The organism is Streptomyces sp. NPDC090741 (assembly GCF_044769045.1).
Taxonomy (GTDB): Bacteria; Actinomycetota; Actinomycetes; order Streptomycetales; family Streptomycetaceae; genus Streptomyces.
Genome location: NZ_JBIVXF010000003.1, coordinates 372736 through 391055 on the forward strand (window position 1 = coordinate 372736; position 18320 = coordinate 391055).

Genomic DNA, 18320 nt, shown 5'->3' on the forward strand with positions numbered 1-18320 from the left:
CGCCCCTGATGGTCGTTGCGAGCCAGTCAACCGAGTGCGCCTCCCGAGCGTCGAACCACCTGAGAGGTTCTCCCTCGCACGGGTAGTGGGATTCCCACGGGCGGGTGATGGTCGGCGCATCATCCGATCGCCGCCGTCCCGGGTGGTGTAGGAGGTCAGCGGGCGGGCCCCTCCGAGGACTTCAGGGCCGTCGCGATGTCCGTCGCCAGGGTGTACGGATCCCCGCTCGGTCCGTTCGTCCCGCTCGGGTGCCGCGTGGTGCGCCGGGCCCACTCCTCCTCGAAGGCGTGCCAGTCGATCTCCCGGGGCGCCGCCCGCCGGACCAGGGACTCCTCCAGCGTCTCGAAGTAGGCCGCCCAGCGGGGCGCGTACAACTCCCCGATCAGGCCGCTCCATTCGCGGTTGGCGTAGTCGTGCAGGAAGCCGACCTCGCTGGTGCTGCGCCGGCCCCACACGCTCAGGATCGAGCGGGCGTCGTACTCGTACCGGTCCTGCTCGGCCTCGTCCGCACCCCAGGAGCGGGCCGCCGACAGCCAGTTGCCGAGCAGGAAGTTCGGGTCGGAACCTGTGACGGCGTCCAACTGCCGCTCCCCATCTGCCCATTCGGCGGTCAGGGCGCGGAACCGGGTCAGGTCCTTGGCCTCGTACGCCGCCTTGATCTTCGGCAGCAGCACCCGCGAGTGGTTGGCCAGGGCCTGCCGGGCGGTGTCCACCAGGTCGAAGCGGTAGGCGCTGGAGCCGCGGAGCTTCGGATCCACCTTGAGCAGGTGGTCCAGGGCCCGGCGTACCCCGTCGGCCGGGTAGCGCATCGACTTGGGGCTCCAGTACGCCGCCCCCACCGCGGTCAGGCTCGGACGGGCGGTGAACAGGCTGTCCTGGGACTCCGACCACAGGCCCGAGGAGGTGCTGTACGGGCCCGTGCGCAGCTCCTCCCAGGCGGCCGCCGCCTCCTTGTCGGGCCGCCCGTAGCGGCGGCCCGCGAAATCGGCGAACCACTTGCGCTGGTCGATCGGCCCGGGCTCCCAGGCGAGATCGGTGAACAGGTCGAAGGCGGCCGGGTTGGTCCCGGTGGCCTCCGGCAGGTACGCGATGCCCTTCAGAGCGCTGTTGGACTTGGCCCGCCAGGAGCCGAACCGGTCGATCCACACGGAGGTGTTCGCGCCGATCGTGGTGTGCCCGCCGAAGTTGTAGATCGTGCCCATCGCGTACGGGGCCCCGCCCCAGCGCGTCTCACGGTCCAGGCGGTTGTACCGGTCGGACAGCCCGTCCAGGATCAGCAGCTTCGAGGTGTCCACCCCGGCGAGCAGCTCCGCCTTCGGACTGTCCTGCCACCCCAGCACCGCCCACATCGCCCCCGGGTGCGCGGCGATCAGCGCCGACTGGACCGCTCGGGCGGCCGCCTTCACGTCGACGGTGCCCACCGTCCCGCCCTCGTGCAGCGGGCTCATCCGGTACATCGTGCTGTCCCCGAACACGGCGCGCTGCTCCGCGTAGTACGCGGCGGCCAGCTTCCCGAACACCGGCGTGGACGGGTCCAGCCAGTCGGGCCGGCCGAAGCCCGCCCAGTCGCCCTGCGCCACCGTCTTCGCGCCCGCGTTGCGGGCGGCGAAGCCCGGCGGCACCGTCCCGAAGCAGCCGGGCAGCACCGGGGTCATGCCGAGCCCGCGCAACTGCTCGGCGATCCGTCCGCCGAGCTCGGCGCGCTCCTGCATCAGGCGCTCGGAGACCGGCCCGCCGAAGCCGCTCAGGTTCTGCAGCAGCCACCAGCTCTGGTGTCCGGGGCCGGGGATCCACTCGCGCAGTTCGGCGGCGGAATAGCCGAAGCCCTGGAGCGCCCGGTAGTACGGGTACTCGGCGCCGGCCTGGACGAACACCTCGTTGATGCCGTGCAGGGCGAGCAGGTCGATCTGCCGCTGGTGCTGCTCGAAGGTGCGGTACGCGCCCGAGTAGCCGTCGTCGGTGTCGTTGAGGGCGTACCGGTGCGGGACGAGCGCACTGCGGGTGACCGGCGCGGGCACGGCGGGCAGCCGGGCGGGCAGCATCCCGATGCTCTCGCCGGGCCAGCCGATGTCGGCCCCGGCGACGTGCTGGAGGTACCAGCCGACGCCGGTGAGCAGGGTGGCCCCCGTGGATCCGCGCACGGTGATCGCGCCGGCCGACCCGGACACGGTGAACCGGTCGGCCCCGGCGGCCGGGTCGGGCACGAGGGTGAACTGGCCGGCGTGGCGCGGCAGCAGCCGCTCCAGGGCGTCCCGCGCCGGCCCGACGTCGAAGGCGCGGGGCCTGGGCGCGCCGGGGGAGCCGGGGAAGCCGGGCAGGCCTTCCGGTACCGGTGCGGGCGCATGGCCTCGTACGAGGCTTCCGTCGACCGGGCCGGCCAGTGCGGGGGAGCCGGCGCCGAGCAGGGCCACGAGGGTGGCGAGGGCAATCCGTCGGCGCAGCTGTGCGCGCCGCCGGCGCCGGGAAGTGGAGTTCGTCATCCGATGAGTCACCGATCCGTGGTCTGGTCCGGGGTCAGACGGGCAGGGACCAGGCCTGGTCGACGCGGTGGTCGCCGCAGTCGGTCAGGCGCAGCCGCTCGGCCGGGGCGTCCGGGGTCGCGGCCGCGGCGGGGGCCGTCAGGCACAGTCCGCTCACGTCCTCGACCAGCGCGCCGTCCCGCCGCTGCGTCCACCGCAGGCCCGGCTCACCGGGCGCGCAGCCGGCCAGTTCGACGACGTCGTTCTCGCCCGCCGACAGGCACTTGCCGGTGAGGCGTACGCTCGCCTCCGGCCCGAGCACCCAGCGCTGGTCGGCGGCCGCGGTGCACGGTGCCAGGACCACCGCGCCCACCCCGGTGGTGTTGACCCCGTCCAGGCACTGGGCGCCGTTCCCGGTGATCTGCCCGGTCGGCACGGCGGCGCCGCACCCCTCGTGCGGGGTGAGCCGGAAGACCGCCGTGTCGTGCGCGGCCACCTTCCCGGTCAGGGAGGTCGAGACCTCGCTGCTCCTGCCGCTCCACAGGTCCTTGGCGTCGACCGTGCAGGAGTACAGCCCGATGTCGGTGAGCGGTACGGAGATGTCCCGCGCGCTGCCGGACCGGTTGAGCACGGCGACGGCGCGGTCACCGCCCGCCAGCGGCCGGGCCAGCACCTCGAAGGTGGCGTTGGCCGAGAGCACCGCGCCCTGGCGGCCCATCGGGTCCTGGTCCAGCGCGATCAGGTCGGTGTTGCCCAGGGCGGCCAGCCCGGCCGGGGTGAGCTTGGAGACGTCGGAGGACAGGATGAACGGGGCCGCCATCATCGCCCACAGCCCCACCTGGCTGCGGCTCTCGGCCTCGGTGAGACCGGGGGCGCCCGCGATCAGGAAGTCGGGGTCGTTCCAGTTGCCGGGGCCCGCGTACCGGCCGAGCCAGCGGTTGTAGCCGTAGTTGCCGAGCACCGAGCTCCACCGGGAGGTCGCGGGCGCGGCGGCGTTGTAGACCTTGATGTCCTTGCCCTCGCGCCACAGCTGGCCGGTCTCCCCGACCCAGCCGAGGACCTTGTGCCAGTCGGAGCCGCCCCACTCGCCCTGCTGGAAGTAGGCGGGGGCCGAGGCGGAGAGCACCATGTCGCGGCCGCTCGTGCGCAGGGCCTCGGCGACGGCGTTGTACGCGTCGCGGTACGCCTGCTCCTTCGTCCGCTCGGGCGGCACCCACAGGTTGCAGCCGTCCATCTTGACGTAGTCGACCTTCCACGACGCGAACTGCCGGGCGTCCTGGGCGTAGTGGTCCGGGCCGCCGCCGTCGGGCGAGCCGCTGCCGGGGTAGCGCTCGCAGGTGAGGGAGCCGGCGTCCTCGTAGATGCCGAACTTCAGGCCCTTGGCGTGCAGATGCTCGCCGAGCCAGGCCATGCCGTGCGGGAACTTCTGCTTGTCCACGACCAGGCTGCCGTCCGCGTCCCGGCTCCTGGTCATCCAGCAGTCGTCGACCGTCACGGTGTCGTAGCCCTTGGCCGCGAGGCCGCTGGAGACGAGTGCGTCGGCATTGGCGACCACCTTGGCCTCGTCGATGCCGCACATGTAGTGCGCCCAGTTGTTCCAGCCCATGGGCGGGGTGAGCGCGAGCGGGGCGTCCGAGGTCGCGTGGGGCTCGGCCGCCGCGGGGGCGGGGGCGAGGCAGAGGGTGAGCAGGGCGGCCGCGGTCAGGCAGGGGAGCGACGCACGCAGGCGAGGCGGCACGGAGACTCCTTGAGGTGGGGCTGCAGTGCGCTCAGTGCAGCGGTGCGACTACCCACTGTCAACATAAGTCGATGGTTATGGCTCAATGACCAGCAATATGGCCGTAGTCGACGTCACACGATCGGGGAGGGACGGAAGCGATACATCGACTGTTACGGCGTCTGTTACGCCGTCTGTTACGGTGTATCTCATGCCGAGGAGATCAGTAGCCCTGGACCGTGCGACGCCCGAGGCGATCGCCGTCGCCGCCCTGCGCCTCGTCGACGAGGAGGGGCCGAACGCGCTGAGCTTCCGGGCCCTCGCCGACCGGCTGGAGGTCTCCCACGCCACCGTGCAGCGCCGCTGCACCGACCTCGCCGGGCTCCTCGACCTCTGTACCGAGCACCTCGCCGGCCGCCTCCCCGAGATCCCGGCCGGGACCGGCTGGGCGGAGGCCACCGAGCTGCGGTTCACCGCGCTGTACCGGCTGCTCGTCGCGCACCCCGGGCTGCTGATGCTCCGCGGCGGCCGCCCCTGGCTCGGCCGCCAGCTGCTGGCCCGGCTGGTCGAGCCCGCGCTCGCCGACAGCGTGGCCGCCGGGATGACCGCCGCCGAGGCGATGACCGCGTACCGCCGCATGTACCTGCTCACCCTCGGCAGCGCCGCCTTCGTGGACCACCGGGATCCGGCCGGAGCCACCGCCGCCTCGCGGGCGGCCCTGGCCGCGCTGGATCCGGAGGCGTTCCCCGTGCTCGCGGGCGGGCTGGCCGACGTACTGCCCGCCCTGACCGACCACGAGGTGTACTACGGCGCCCTGCGCCAGCTGATCGAGGCCAACCGGCCCGCCGCCTGAAGCCGCCTGAAGCCGCCTGAAGCCGTCCGAAGCCGTCCGAAGTCGCCAGAAGCCGCCTGAAGGAGACCCCGTCATGGAACAGCAGCTCGACTACGCCGCCGTACGCGCCGCCGCCGACCGGATAGCCGGATCGGTCCGCCCCGTCGCCGTCGTACCCGCGGCCGAGGGCCTCTGGTACGCGCTGGAGTACCTCCAGCACACCGGGTCCTTCAAGGCCCGCGGCGCCCGTAACTTCCTGGCCGCCCACCGTGATGCCGGCACCCTCCCGGACGCGGGCGTCACCATCGCCTCCGGCGGCAACGCGGGCCTCGCCTGCGCCTGGGCGGCCCGAGCGCAGTCCGTCCGCGCCACCGTGTTCCTGCCGGCCAACGCGCCGCGGGTGAAGGTGGAGCGGCTGCGCGGGTACGGGGCCGAGGTACGGCTCGTCGGCGACCGGTACGCCGAAGCGCTGGCCGCGTGCGAGGAGTTCGCCGCACGGAGCGGCGCGCTGAGCAGCCATGCGTACGACCACCCGCTGATCGCGGCGGGCGCGGGTACGCTGCTGGACGAGATCCGGGGCGGGCTGCCGGGGCTGGACACCGTGGTCGTCGCGGTGGGCGGCGGCGGGCTGTTCGCGGGGGTCGCGGCCGCGGCGCGCGAGCACGGCGTACGGGTGATCGCGGCCGAGCCGGAGAACTGCCGGGCCCTGAACGCGGCCTTGGAGGCGGGCCGGATCGTCGACGTGGCCGTGGACTCGGTCGCCGCCGACTCGCTGGGCGCCACCCGGGTCTCGGCGGCCGCGCTGGCCGCCGCGCAGGAGAAGAACGTACGGTCCGTCCTGGTCCCGGACCCGGCGATCACGGCGGCCCGGCGCGCGCTGTGGGAGGAGCACCGGATCGTGGTGGAGACGGGGGCGGCCACGGCCCTGGCGGCCGTACGGACCGCTCCGCGGCCGCTGGGCGAGCGCGTAGCCGTCATCCTGTGCGGAGCGAACACCGACCCCGGGGACCTGACGGCCGGCCTGGCCGCCCCCGACGGGGCGTCGTCCTAGTCCTCGTCCTAGTCCTCGTCCTCGCCCTCGCGGACCACGACCACCGTGCTCGCCGCGTACTGCACCACCTGCTGGCTCACCGAGCCGAGCAGGGCGCCCTTGAAGCCGCCGTATCCCCGGGTGCCGACCACCGTCAGGTCCGCCTCCTTGGAGGCGTCCACCAGCACCTGGGCCGGCGAGCCTTGTTCGACCCGGCGGAAGACGGGGACGCCGGGCGAGGTGCCGACGGCCGCGGCCACGGTGTCCGCGAGGCGATTGCGGGCCGTCTCCTCTGCGCCGACCAGCTCGTCCGGGGTGCCGGTGCCCACGGCGAACGGGTTGGTGTTCCACTCCCAGCTCATGACGGCGTGCACCCGGCCGTCGATGGCCTTGGCCTGGGCGACGGCCCAGCGCAGGGCTTCCTTGGAGTGGTTCGAACCGTCCACGCCGACGACGATCAGAGGCTCGATGGTCTCACTCACGTTGGGTTCCTCCCGTTTCATCCGAATCGTCCGTTCTTAGCCTCTTGTATACACGGATGAGGGGGTCCGACCTCGAACGGCGACGATCGTTGCGGGCGCCGAAGACTTTGGAGGACAGCGCGCGGTGCCGGTGGCTTGCGAAGGTCTGGTTGTCAGGAGATCGGCAAGGTTCGGCAAGGTACGGAGGAACGGACGTGGCACAGCGCAAGGGCTGTCTGATCGGCTGCGGGGTGGCGCTGGTGCTCGGCATCGCAGCCGTCGGAGCTCTCCTCTTCGGCGTCGGGAAGGTCGTGGACGCCGCGGGCAAGACGATGCTCGAACCCGGCGTCTACCAGTCCGTGAACGTCGGCGACCCGGAGGACGCGGTCCGCGCCAAGATGCCGTCCGGGGAGAGCTTCGTCAAGGGCGCCCTGAAGTCGAGCGGCCCGGCCGAACCCGAGGGCAGCGTCTGCTCCTGGTACATGTCCGCCGCGGACACCGAGGGGGAGACGGTGTACCGCTTCTGCTTCAAGGACGGAAAACTCGCCGAAAAAGTCGAGTACCGGATGAAGTAGGGGGAGTGACGGCGTCCCGGAGCCGCGCGAGGGCGGGGGAGAGGCGGGCCGTCACGGGCCGGGGGAGGCGGGCGCATTCCGCGTCGATCCGGGCGAGCACGGCCGCCTGCCGGCCCGCGTCGCACGGCGAGAGGTGGAACACCGGCTGCCGCCACGCGCAGGCGGCCCTCTTCGGCGTCGCCGACCGGCGCCGGGCGGCGGTGAACGCCCCACGCGTCAGCCCGTCCCACCCGGACGGCGGTGAACGCCCCACGCGTCAGCCCGTCCCACCCGGACGGCGGGTCGATGCCGACCACGCGGACCAGGGTGGCCATGTTGAACGTGGCGAGGAGGCGCGCCTGTTCGTCGACGGCCGCCTCACGGGCGAGCGCGACGATCTGAGGTCCGTCCGGCCCGGTGCACCGGCGCCGGGGCAGCCCGGCCCGCCGGGCACCCAGCTCGGCGAACTCGGCTCGGCCGCCCCTCTCCGCCAGGTCCCGCAGAGCGCCGCAGTCGATGCCGTAGCAGCGCTCGTACGGTGTGCCCTTGAGGAGGTCGGCGGCCGTCCACGCGCCGGGGAAGGCCTCCACGGCGAGTTCGCCGATGACCCGCAGCTCCGACCGGGCCTGCGCCGCGGTGCTTCCACGGCCGGCGTGGCAGGTTCTGCCCCTGCGCCCTCCGACTGAGCGAGTCGGTGCTCTGGCTGCTGAGCTACACGCCGTGTGGTCGGACCCGGCCATCCGAAGCCACGTGCGCAACGGGGTTTTGGGCGGGTACCAGGTAAAGCGCATTAGTGCGCGGCCTCCTGGGCCGCTGATAAGGAGTCAACATCCGGCGCCGGCAGGGGCGTTGTTATGGAATCGATATCACCTTGCGGCGGCTCGGAACTAAAGCGCATTAGTGCTGGTCGTCGCGGTGTTGACTGCGCCCCTTTCATCTGCCTGCACGCCTGCCGTCGCGATTCGGGACCCACCGGTACCCGCCCATCGGGACTTCGGCCGCATTGACGCGATCTGGATTTGGGGTCAGCGTGGGCTGCGCGCTCCGGCAGTGAGGCCGGAACTCCCCCCGAAGGTGGCGACGATGACCCGTTCGAACGCGACCCGTACAGCCATCGCCACGCTCGTGGCCGGCACGTTCCTCTCGGTCTCCGCCTGCGGAGTCAGCGGCGGCGCCGCGGACGTGCCGGAGGGTAGGAAGACCGGCAAGGTCGCCGGCGAGATCACCTTCCGCACCCTCCAGCTCAAGCCCAAGTTCACGGCGTACGTACAGGGCGTCATCGACGCGTTCGAGAAGAAGTACCCCGAGGCGAAGGTCAGATGGGAGGACGTCCCCGGCGACGGCTACAACGAGAAGCTCGTCGCCGACGCCCAGGCCGGCGCCCTCCCCGACGTGGTCAACCTCTCCACCGACTCCTTCCAGCTCCTCGGTGACCGCGGCCTGCTCGCCGACGTGGCCACGCTCGATCCCGAGGTCGCCAAGGAGTACGTCCCCGGGTCCTGGGAGCAGTTCAAGCTCCCGGGGAAGGGCGACGGCGTGTACGCGTATCCCTGGTACGTGACCCCGGAGATCCTCACGTACAACAAGGAGCTCTTCGAGAAGTCCGGTCTGGACCCGGCGCAGCCGCCGACCAGCGTCGAGCAGTTCTTCGACTACGCCGACAAGATCGCCGCCACGTCCGGCGGCCGGTACTCGGCCTTCATGGCCGACCCCAAGGGCCGCCTGCCCGGGGACTGGCAGAAGATGGGCGTACCGATCCTGAACGAGCAGCAGGATCGTTTCGTCTTCGACACCCCCAAGGCCGTCGAGTGGGTCTGGCGGATGAAGGACCTGTACGCCAAGGGCGCCATGCCCAAGGAGTCCCTCCTCAAGTCGGACGACATCAACCAGCTGTACGGCGGCGGCAAGCTCGTCTTCGGTCCCGGCTCCCCGGGCTTCGTCAAGGACATCAAGCAGAACGCCCCGCAGATCTACGCCGGCACCCAGGTCGCGGGGGCCGTCACCGGCAAGCTCGGTCACATCGGCATCTACGCCCAGTCGCTCGGCATCAAGAAGGACACCAAGCACCTCGACGCGGCGACCGAGTTCGCCAAGTGGGTCACCAACGGCCCCAACCAGGTGGAGTTCTCGAAGAACGCCACCATCTACCCGTCCAACGCCCAGGGCCTGGCCGATCCGCGCTTCGCCGACCGGGGCGACGGCAAGGACGCCGAGACGGTCGCCCGCGCGGTCGGTGCCGAGGAGCTCAAGAGCGCGGCGCTCGACGCCAACACCCCGGTCCGGTGGACCAACCAGGTCGGTGACGCGGTCGTCCGCGAGATGCAGAAGGCGATCCAGGGCGAGCAGGACCCGCAGACGGCCGTACGCAAGGCCCAGGAGGAGGCGAACCAGCTGCTCGCCAAGTCGGCGCAGAAATGACGCCACGCCCGGCCCGTTCCGCCGGACGGCGCCGCAAGGCCGCCCTCGCGGCCATGGAGGCCGAGACCGGGCTGGTCCACCGCAGGTGGTGGACCCCCTACCTCTTCCTCGCCCCCGGCCTGGTGATGGTGGCCCTGTTCAGCCTCTGGCCGTTCGTCAACACCGTCATCCTGTCGCTCACCGACGCCCAGATCCTGCGCGGCGGCACCTTCGTCGGCTTCGACAACTACACCCGGGCCTTCGCCGACCCCGACTTCTGGACCGCCACCGGCAACAGCGTGCTGTACCTGGTCGTCGTCGTACCGTGCCTGGTCTTCCTCCCGCTCGGCCTCGCCGTGCTCGTCCAGGCGAAGATCCCCGGCATCGGGTTCTTCCGCTCCGCCTTCTACACCCCGGTGATCGCCTCCGCCGTGGTCGTCGGCCTGATCTGGCAGTGGGTGCTGCGCAGCGACGGGCTCGTCAACACCGTCTTCCGCAAGCTGAGCATCGTCTCGGAGCCGGTCCCGTTCCTGACCGACAGCACCATGCTGCTGGTCTCCGCCATGATCGTGACCGTGTGGAAGGGCCTCGGCTACTACATGGTGTTCTACCTCGCCGCGCTCGGGAACGTGTCGCCGTCGCTCCACGAAGCGGCCGCGCTCGACGGCGCCGGCGCCGTGCGCCGCTTCTTCAGCATCACCGTCCCCCAGGTGAAGCCGATGATGCTGCTGGTCGGCACGCTCTCCGCCATCTCCGCGCTGCGGGTCTTCACCGAGATCTACATCCTGGGCGGTGAGAGCGGCGGCCCCGGTGGCGGCGCCCGTACCCTGCCCTTCCTCATCCGGCAGGTCGGCCTCGGCTTCTCCGGCGAGACCGGCTACGCCTCCGCCATCTCGATCCTGCTGTTCCTGCTGACCCTGGTCTTCAGCCTGCTGGGCCGCCGCCTGTCGAAGGGGGACGAGAGTTGAGCACCACGGCACGCACCACGGCACGCACGGCGCCGCGCACGGCGCCGCGCACCGGAGCCGACCGCAGGCGCCGGCGGATCGGGCTCGCCGCCCGGTACGCCACGCTGGTCCTGATGCTCGTGGTGATGCTCGGGCCGATCGTCTGGCAGTTCCTGACCTCGATCCGCGGGCGCACCGAGAACGTGTACGACGGCGTGCTGCCCGCGCGGCCCACCTTCGACAACTACGTCCTCGTCGCCGACTCCTTCCCGCTGCTCCAGTACGTCGGCAACACGCTGGTGGTGGCCGTCCTCGCGATCACCTCGAACATGCTGTTCGCGGCGATGGGCGGGTACGCCCTCTCCCGGGCCGGGTGGAAGGGCCGCAAGTCCGTCTTCACGGTGCTGGTGGCCACGCTCATGTTCCCCTTCGAGTCCGTGATGATCTCGATGTTCCTGACCGTGCGCGAGATGGGCCTGGTCGACACCCTCGTGGGCGTGTGGCTCCCCGGAGCGGTCTCCGTCCTCAACATCATGGTCATGCGCTCGGCCTTCCTCGCCGTGCCCAAGGAGGTGGAGGAGTCCGCCGTCCTGGACGGCGCCAACGAGTGGACCCGGTTCACCCGGCTCTTCCTCCCCGCCGCCAAGGGAGCCCTGGCCGTCGTCTGCATCACCAGCTTCATGGGCGCCTGGGACGATTTCCTCTGGCCCCTGCTGGTCCTCACCAACAGCGACCACTACACCCTCCAGCTCGGCCTGAAGACCCTGGCCGGCGCCACCACCACCAACGACCAGAGGATCATCGCCGCCGGCGCGATGGCGGCGCTCCTGCCGATGATGCTGCTCTTCTTCGCCCTCCAGCGTTTCTTCTTCAAGGGAGTGGGCGAGGGAGCCGTCAAGACCTGAGTCCCGCCGCACACGTCCTGCCGTGACACGACCCGCCGTGACACGAGCCGCCGTCACACGTCCTGCCGTCATACGACCCCTCCCTCCCTTGGAGCAGCCGTCATGCACGACGACCGCAGCATCACCGAACACCGCCTGCGCAGGGTCCTCAAGGAGCGCATCAAGCCCGCCGTCCACTCCCGCCCGGTCCCGCTGACGATCGGGCGCTGGGAGGCACCGGGCGAGCCCGTGCCGGTCGCCGACGGCCTGGCGGCCCCGTACGAACCCTGCGCGATCGGCGAGACGTGGGGCCCGGCCTGGGGCACCACCTGGTTCAAGGTGACCGGCACGGTCCCGGCCGACTGGGCGGGCCGTACGGTCGAGGCCGTCCTCGACCTCGGCTTCGACCGGATGATGCCCGGCTTCCAGTGCGAGGGACTCGTCCACCGCGCCGACGGCAGCGAGGTCAAGGCGCTGAACCCGTACAACGACTGGGTGCGCGTCGCCGACTCGGCGGCCGGCGGCGAGCAGGTCGAGTGGTACGTGGAGGCCGCCTCGAACCCCGTCCTGGTCGACCACTCGGCCACGTACGAGGGGGACCGGCAGACCAGCGGCGACCAGCCCCTCTACCGGCTCGCCCGGATGGACCTCGCCGTCTTCGAGGCCGAGGTCTGGGAGCTCGTACAGGACCTGGAGGTCCTCTACGACCTGATGACGCAGCTCGGCGAGGCCGACGCCCGGCGGTACGAGATCCTGCGCGCGATCGACGCCGCCCTCGACGCGGTGGACCTCGGCGACATCCCCGGAACGGCGGCCGCCGCCCGCTCCCGCCTGACCGCGGTGCTCGCCGCCCCCGCCCACGCCTCCGCGCACCGGATCAGCGCCGTCGGGCACGCCCACATCGACTCCGCCTGGCTGTGGCCGCTGCGCGAGACGGTCCGCAAGGTCTCCCGGACCACGTCCAACATGGTCAACCTGATGGACACGCATCCCGAGTTCGTCTTCGCCATGTCGCAGGCGCAGCAGCTGGACTGGATCAAGACGCACCGGCCCGAGCTCTTCGAGCGGATCAAGAAGAAGATCGCGGACGGACAGTTCGTGCCGGTCGGCGGCATGTGGGTGGAGTCCGACACCAACATGGTCGGCGGCGAGGCGATGGCCCGTCAGTTCCTGTACGGGAAGAAGTTCTTCCTGGAAGAGTTCGGCATCGAGACCCGCAACGTCTGGCTGCCCGACTCCTTCGGGTACACCGCCGCGATGCCGCAGATCGTGAAGCTGTCCGGCTCGAAATGGTTCCTGACGCAGAAGATCTGCTGGTCGCAGGTGAACGCGTTCCCGCACCACACCTTCTGGTGGGAGGGCATCGACGGCACCCGCGTCTTCACCCACTTCCCGCCCGTCGACACGTACAACAGCGATCTCGGCGGTGCCCAGTTGGCGCACGCGGCGGGCAACTACCGCGAGAAGGGCCGGGGTTCGCGCTCGCTGGTCCCCTTCGGCTGGGGCGACGGCGGCGGCGGCCCCACCCGGGAGCACCTGGCCCGGGCCGGGCGGCAGCGGGACCTCGAAGGCTCCCCGCGCGTGGAGATCGAGCGGCCCGACGCGTTCTTCGAGAAGGCGCACGCCGAGTACGCGGACGCGCCCGTCTGGGCCGGCGAGCTGTACCTGGAGCTGCACCGCGGCACGTACACCTCGCAGGCCAAGACCAAGCAGGGCAACCGGCACAGCGAATCGCTGCTGCGCGAGGCCGAGTTGTGGGCGGCGACCGCCGCGGTCCGGGTGCCGGGGTACGGGTATCCGTACGAGGACCTGGAGCGGATCTGGAAGACCGTGCTGCTCCACCAGTTCCACGACATCCTCCCCGGATCGTCCATCGCCTGGGTGCACCGCGAGGCGCGCGCGACGTACGCCCGGGTACGGGAGGAACTGCGCGGGATCACGCTGGCCGCGCAGCTGGCCCTGGCCGGGGAGGGCACCGCGGAGCTGGTCTTCAACTGCGCCCCGCACGCCCGGCGCGGCATCCCGGCGGGGGGCGCGGGGCTTCCGCAGGCGGCGGCCGGGCACCAGCCGGTCACCGTGGAGGAGCGGCACGGCGGCGGGCACGTCGTGGCCAACGGGCGGCTGCTGGTGGAGATCGACGGCCGCGGGCTGATCGTGTCGGCGTACGACCTGGAGACGCGCCGGGAGGCGGTGGCCCCGGGGCGGGCCGCGAACCTGCTCCAGATCCACCCCGACTTCCCGAACATGTGGGACGCGTGGGACATCGACGCGTTCTACCGCAACAGCGTGACCGACCTGGTGGAGCTGGACGCGCTGGAGGTGGTGGAGGCCGGCCCGGACGCGGTGACGGTCCGGGTCTCCCGCTCCTTCGGCCGCTCGGCGGCGGTCCAGTCGATCACGCTGCGGGCGGGGGCGAAGACGGTGGACATGGTCACGGAGGTGGACTGGCACGAGACGGAGAAGTTCCTGAAGGCCGCGTTCCCCCTCGACGTGAAGGCCGAACGGTCCGCCTCGGAGACCCAGTTCGGGCACGTGTACCGCGCGACCCACACCAACACCTCCTGGGAGGCCGCCAAGTTCGAGATCTGCGCGCACCGGTGGATCCACGTGGAGGAGCCGGGGTGGGGTACGGCGATCCTCAACGACTCCACGTACGGCCACGACGTGACGCGCGACGTGCGCCCGGACGGGGGCCAGACGACGACGGTCCGCCTCTCCCTCCTCCGGGCCCCGCGCTATCCGGACCCGGAGACCGACCAGGGCGCACACACCCTGCGGTTCTCGCTGGCGCCGGGCGCGGAGATCGCGGACGCGGTGCGCGAGGGCCACGCGCTGAACCTGCCGGAGCGGGTGGTCCACGGGGCGGCCCCGGTCGCCCCGCTGCTCGCACTGGACAACGACGCGGTCGTGGTCGAGGCGGTCAAACTGGCCGAGGACCGCGGCGGTGACGTGGTCGTCCGCCTCTACGAATCCCGCGGAGGCCGCGCGACGGCGTCCCTGAAGGCGGATTTCCGCATCGCGGAGGCGACGGAGACCGACCTCCTGGAACGCCCCCTGCCGGGCCCGGCTGTCGCCGCCCCGACGGCGGACGGCACGGTGGCCCTCACCCTGCGCCCGTTCCAGATCGTCACGATCCGCCTGCGCCGGCCCTGACCCCCGACGGCCCCTGACCCCCGGCGGCCCCGCCCCGGCCGCCCCGCCGAGCCCCGCCCCGGCCGCCCGCTCCCGGGCGCCGGGGCTCCGGCGGTGGCGGGCGGCTCACTCCGCTTCGCGCGTCACGGGGCGAGGAAGGCCGACACGGTTGCCGTGAACTCCTCGGGTGCCGCCGCGTGGATCAGGTGGCCGTGCGGGAGGGTGATCAGGCGGGCCTTCGGGATGCGGGCGGCGATCTCGTCGAAGGAGGCCGCCGCGAGATGGCTCGTGGGGCCCCCGTAGATGACGAGGGTGTCGGCGGTGATCCGCTCCAGTGCGGCCGACCACGCCGGATCCGGCCGGTCGAGCTCCGGCCTGACGGCGAGCACCATCGCCCAGTCGAAGGCGAGCTCCCCTTCGGGCCGTACGGGGGCGGCGGACGTGCGGGGCAGCGGCGCGGGGGCGTCCTCCAGGACGAGCCGGCCGACCCGGTGCGGCTGCTCCGCCGCGACCAGGTACGCGACCACGCCGCCCAGCGAATGCCCGACCAGGTCGATCCGGTCCAGCCCCAGGGCGTCGAGGAAGCCCAGGACGTCGTCCCGCATCAGCTCCACCGAGTACCGCGCCGGCCGGTCGCTCAGGCCGTGCCCGCGCAGGTCGAGGGCGTAGACCCGGCGCTCCCGCGCGAGTGCGCCCCGCACGAGGGCCCAGTCCTCGGCGCGCTCGCCCAGTGCGTGCAGCAGCAGCACGGGCGGGGCGTCGCCCCCGGCGCCGGCCTCCTGGTACGCCAGGCGGACTCCGTTCACGGTCACGGTGAGGTGTTCTGCCACGCGGCCGAGCGTACGGGCCGGCGCACGCAGCGGCGTGGACGGGGTCGCCGCGGGCGTGAACTCCGCCACTTGGTTATGCACCTAGTTGCACAATCGGGCCCTCCTCGCTAGAACAGGTTCATCACCCCCGCGCGAGGAGGCGCCCCACATGAGTTCCCAGAGCCGGTACCCGAACCTGCTGAACCCCCTGGACCTCGGCTTCACCACGCTGCCGAACCGCGTGATCATGGGGTCGATGCACACCGGCCTCGAAGAGCACCAGGGCGGCTTCGAGCGGCTCGCCGCCTTCTACGCCGAGCGCGCCCGCGGCGGCGCCGGCCTGATCGTCACCGGCGGCATCGCCCCGAACGACGCCGGCCGTCCCTTCGAGGGGGGATCCCGCCTCACCACCGAGGACGAGGCCGCCGAGCACCGGGTGATCACCGAGGCCGTGCACGCCGAGGGCGGGAAGATCGCGATGCAGATCCTCCACTTCGGCCGCTACGCCTACCACAAGGACCTGGTCGCCCCCACCGCCCTCCAGGCCCCCATCAGCCCCTTCGTCCCGAACGAGCTCAGTGACATCGAGGTCGAGCGCACCGTCGAGGACTTCGTCCGCGCCGCCCGCCTCGCCAAGCTCGCCGGCTACGACGGCGTCGAGATCATGGGCTCAGAGGGCTACCTGATCAACGAGTTCATCGCCGCCGCGACCAACAAGCGCACCGACCGCTGGGGCGGCGCGTACGAGAACCGCATGCGCTTCCCGCTGGAGATCGTCCGGCGCACCCGTGCGGCCGTCGGCGAGGACTTCATCCTCATCTACCGCCTCTCCATGCTCGACCTGATCCCCGGCGGCTCCACCCTCGACGAGGTCGTCCGCCTCGCCAAGGAGATCGAGGCGGCCGGCGCCACCATCATCAACACCGGCATCGGCTGGCACGAGGCCCGCATCCCCACCATCGCCACCTCCGTCCCGCGCGGCGCCTACACCTGGGTCACCAAGCGGCTGATGGGCGCGGTCTCCGTCCCGCTCGTCACCAGCAACCGCATCAACACCCCGGAGATCGCCGAGGAGCTGCTCGCCGACGGCCGCGCCGACCTCGTCTCGCTGGCCCGCCCCTTCCTCGCCGACGCCGACTTCGTCGCCAAGGCCGCGGCCGGCCGCTCCGAGACCATCAACACCTGCATCGGCTGCAACCAGGCCTGCCTCGACCACACCTTCAGCGGCAAGATCACCAGCTGCCTCGTCAACCCGCGCGCCTGCCACGAGACCGAACTCGTCCTCTCGCCCACGCAGTTGAAGAAGCGCGTCGCCGTCGTCGGCGCCGGCCCGGCCGGCCTCGCCTGCGCCGTCTCCGCCGCCGAACGCGGCCACGCCGTCACCCTCTTCGAGGCCTCCGGCCACATCGGCGGACAGCTCGACATCGCCCGCCGCATCCCGGGCAAGGAGGAGTTCGGGGAGACCATCCGCTACTTCGGCACCCAGCTCGCCGCCCGCGCCGTCGACGTCCGGCTGAACACCCGCGCCGACGTCGAGACCCTCCAGGACTACGACGAGGTCGTCGTCGCCACCGGCGTCACCCCCCGCACCCCCGACATCGAGGGCGTGGAGCGCGCCAACGTCGTCAGCTACCTCGACGTGCTGCGCGACGGCGCCCCCGTCGGCGAGCGCGTGGCCGTCGTCGGCGCCGGCGGCATCGGCTTCGACGTCGCCGAGTTCCTCACCGACAGCGGCGAGGGCGCCTCCCAGGACCCCGAGACGTACTTCCGCCACTGGGGCGTCGACACCGCGTACGCCGGCCCCGGCGGGCTCACCGCCCCCGAGCGGCCCGCGCCCCCGCGCCAGGTCCACCTCCTCCAGCGCAAGACCACCAAGGTCGGCGCGGGCCTCGGTACCACCACCGGCTGGATCCACCGCGCGGAGCTCAAGCACCGCGGCGTGGTCTCCGTCGCGGGCGCCACGTACGACCGGATCGACGACGAGGGCCTGCACATCACCGTCGGCGCAGAGCAGCGGCTCGTCCCCGCCGACACGGTGGTGCTCTGCACCGGCCAGGAGCCGCGCCGAGACCTGTACGAGGCCCTGCTCGCGGCCGGCGGCCGGCCGCACCTCATCGGTGGCGCGGATGTGGCCGCCGAGCTGGACGCCAAGCGGGCGATCCGCCAGGGTACGGAACTGGCAGCGACCCTCTGACCCGGTTCGGGAGTCACGATGTTCACGTTCGACAGCAGCGACGGCACCGCCGTGACCGTGCACACGTGGCTCCCCGGACCGGCCGCCCCCGATCCGCGGGCAATCGTACTGATCGCCCACGGCATGGGTGAACACGCCCTGCGGTACGCCCCGTTGGCCGGTGAGCTGGCCGAGCGCGGCCACGCCGTCTACGCGCCCGACCACCGGGGCCACGGCCTGACGATGAACGCCGGGCCCGGTGTGCTCGGTGAGAACGGCTGGCAGCTGCTGGTCGACGATCTCGCCGCGCTCTCGGAGACGGTGCGCGGACTGCACCCCGGCCTACCGCTGGTGCTGCTCGGCCACAGCCTCGGCTCCTTCGCCGCGCAGCACTACCTGCTCGACTGGCCGGAGCACGCCGACGCCGTCGCGCTGTACGGCACCACCGCCGTGGACCGGATGTTCCTGCGGGTCGCGGAGGCAGGCGCGGACCCGCTCGTCGCCTTCAACGCGCCGTTCGAGCCCGCCCGTACGCCCGCGGACTGGCTCAGCCGGGACGAGGCCCAGGTCGACGCCTACCTCGCCGATCCGCTCTGCGGCTTCGCGCTCGACGACCGGGCGATGGGGGAGCTGTACGAGGCCGCCTCGACCCGGTTCCACGACCCGGCGGGCGCGCCGCTCGCCGTTCCGCTCTACGTCGCCGTCGGCTCGGCGGACCCGCTCAACTACGGGCTGGAACTCAGCGATCTGGTGGTCGAGCGCTACCGCGCGGCAGGCCACCGGGACGTCGAGTACCGCACGTACGAGGACGCCCGCCACGAGCTGTTCAACGAGACGGACCGGGGCGAGGTCGTCGCCGACCTGCTGGTGTGGCTGGAACGCGTACTGCGCTGAAAGGTGTTGTGGCGGCCGGGGCGGGCCGCCA

General features: G+C 72.0%; 13 protein-coding genes. 9 read left to right on the plus strand and 4 right to left on the minus strand.

Annotated features, from left to right (window positions below):
- Nucleotides 1-155: 155 nt before the first annotated feature.
- Complete coding sequence (locus ACIQU4_RS11305; protein ID WP_403728265.1) at nt 156-2480, minus strand: alpha-N-acetylglucosaminidase; 2325 nt, start codon at nt 2478-2480, stop codon at nt 156-158.
- A 34-nt stretch (nt 2481-2514) separates the two neighbouring features.
- On the minus strand, nt 2515-4197 hold the full coding sequence (locus tag ACIQU4_RS11310; protein WP_403728266.1) for a ricin-type beta-trefoil lectin domain protein: 1683 nt from the start codon (nt 4195-4197) through the stop codon (nt 2515-2517).
- 190 nt (nt 4198-4387) lie between these two features.
- On the opposite strand from ACIQU4_RS11310, the gene ACIQU4_RS11315 reads away from it, so the two are divergent.
- Both ACIQU4_RS11315 and ACIQU4_RS11320 read left to right on the plus strand, forming a co-directional pair.
- Nucleotides 4388-5029: a TetR/AcrR family transcriptional regulator gene (locus tag ACIQU4_RS11315; RefSeq protein ID WP_403728268.1), complete on the plus strand. Its 642-nt coding sequence runs from the start codon at nt 4388-4390 to the stop codon at nt 5027-5029.
- Between the two features lie 73 nt (nt 5030-5102).
- A complete protein-coding gene (locus ACIQU4_RS11320; protein WP_403728270.1) occupies nt 5103-6059 on the plus strand; it encodes a serine/threonine dehydratase in 957 nt (318 codons plus the stop codon).
- An 8-nt stretch (nt 6060-6067) separates the two neighbouring features.
- Here the strand turns inward: ACIQU4_RS11320 and ACIQU4_RS11325 are convergent, their stop codons facing one another.
- Complete coding sequence (locus ACIQU4_RS11325; RefSeq protein ID WP_403728272.1) at nt 6068-6520, minus strand: universal stress protein; 453 nt, start codon at nt 6518-6520, stop codon at nt 6068-6070.
- A 194-nt stretch (nt 6521-6714) separates the two neighbouring features.
- Here ACIQU4_RS11325 and ACIQU4_RS11330 point away from each other — a divergent pair, with 194 nt between their 5' ends.
- From ACIQU4_RS11330 to ACIQU4_RS11350, 5 genes are all read left to right on the plus strand, one after another.
- Nucleotides 6715-7074, plus strand: coding sequence for a hypothetical protein (locus tag ACIQU4_RS11330; RefSeq protein WP_403728274.1), 360 nt, complete (start codon nt 6715-6717; stop codon nt 7072-7074).
- Nucleotides 7075-8136: 1062 nt separating this feature from the next.
- Entirely contained in the window at nt 8137-9471 is a 1335-nt protein-coding gene (locus ACIQU4_RS11335) for an ABC transporter substrate-binding protein (RefSeq protein WP_403728276.1), read from the plus strand.
- Entirely contained in the window at nt 9468-10418 is a 951-nt protein-coding gene (locus ACIQU4_RS11340) for a carbohydrate ABC transporter permease (protein ID WP_403728277.1), read from the plus strand. Before ACIQU4_RS11335 ends, ACIQU4_RS11340 begins: the two co-directional genes overlap by 4 nt.
- Nucleotides 10415-11302, plus strand: coding sequence for a carbohydrate ABC transporter permease (locus tag ACIQU4_RS11345; RefSeq protein ID WP_403728279.1), 888 nt, complete (start codon nt 10415-10417; stop codon nt 11300-11302). The genes ACIQU4_RS11340 and ACIQU4_RS11345 overlap by 4 nt, the downstream gene beginning before the upstream one ends.
- 102 nt (nt 11303-11404) lie before the next feature.
- Entirely contained in the window at nt 11405-14434 is a 3030-nt protein-coding gene (locus ACIQU4_RS11350) for an alpha-mannosidase (protein WP_403728281.1), read from the plus strand.
- A gap of 122 nt (nt 14435-14556) precedes the next feature.
- Here the strand turns inward: ACIQU4_RS11350 and ACIQU4_RS11355 are convergent, their stop codons facing one another.
- Nucleotides 14557-15243 carry an alpha/beta fold hydrolase gene (locus tag ACIQU4_RS11355; protein WP_403728283.1) on the minus strand — a complete coding sequence of 229 codons (687 nt, stop codon included), beginning with the start codon at nt 15241-15243 and terminating at the stop codon, nt 14557-14559.
- Nucleotides 15244-15391: 148 nt separating this feature from the next.
- On the opposite strand from ACIQU4_RS11355, the gene ACIQU4_RS11360 reads away from it, so the two are divergent.
- Nucleotides 15392-17416 carry an FAD-dependent oxidoreductase gene (locus ACIQU4_RS11360; protein WP_403728284.1) on the plus strand — a complete coding sequence of 675 codons (2025 nt, stop codon included), beginning with the start codon at nt 15392-15394 and terminating at the stop codon, nt 17414-17416.
- An 18-nt stretch (nt 17417-17434) separates the two neighbouring features.
- The gene (locus tag ACIQU4_RS11365; RefSeq protein ID WP_403728286.1) at nt 17435-18289 is read left to right on the plus strand and encodes an alpha/beta fold hydrolase; all 855 of its coding nucleotides are present in this window, start codon (nt 17435-17437) and stop codon (nt 18287-18289) included.
- The last annotated feature ends 31 nt before the right edge of the window (nt 18290-18320 follow it).

Excerpts from the sequence above, each read along its gene's own strand:
- ACIQU4_RS11340 (WP_403728277.1), top strand. The coding sequence starts at position 9,468 with ATGACGCCACGCCCGGCCCGTTCCGCCGGACGGCGCCGCAAGGCCGCC.
- ACIQU4_RS11360 (WP_403728284.1), top strand. The coding sequence starts at position 15,392 with ATGAGTTCCCAGAGCCGGTACCCGAACCTGCTGAACCCCCTGGACCTC.
- ACIQU4_RS11305 (WP_403728265.1), bottom strand. The coding sequence starts at position 2,480 with ATGACGAACTCCACTTCCCGGCGCCGGCGGCGCGCACAGCTGCGCCGA.
- ACIQU4_RS11335 (WP_403728276.1), top strand. The coding sequence starts at position 8,137 with ATGACCCGTTCGAACGCGACCCGTACAGCCATCGCCACGCTCGTGGCC.
- ACIQU4_RS11315 (WP_403728268.1), top strand. The coding sequence starts at position 4,388 with ATGCCGAGGAGATCAGTAGCCCTGGACCGTGCGACGCCCGAGGCGATC.
- ACIQU4_RS11320 (WP_403728270.1), top strand. The coding sequence starts at position 5,103 with ATGGAACAGCAGCTCGACTACGCCGCCGTACGCGCCGCCGCCGACCGG.
- ACIQU4_RS11350 (WP_403728281.1), top strand. The coding sequence starts at position 11,405 with ATGCACGACGACCGCAGCATCACCGAACACCGCCTGCGCAGGGTCCTC.
- ACIQU4_RS11365 (WP_403728286.1), top strand. The coding sequence starts at position 17,435 with ATGTTCACGTTCGACAGCAGCGACGGCACCGCCGTGACCGTGCACACG.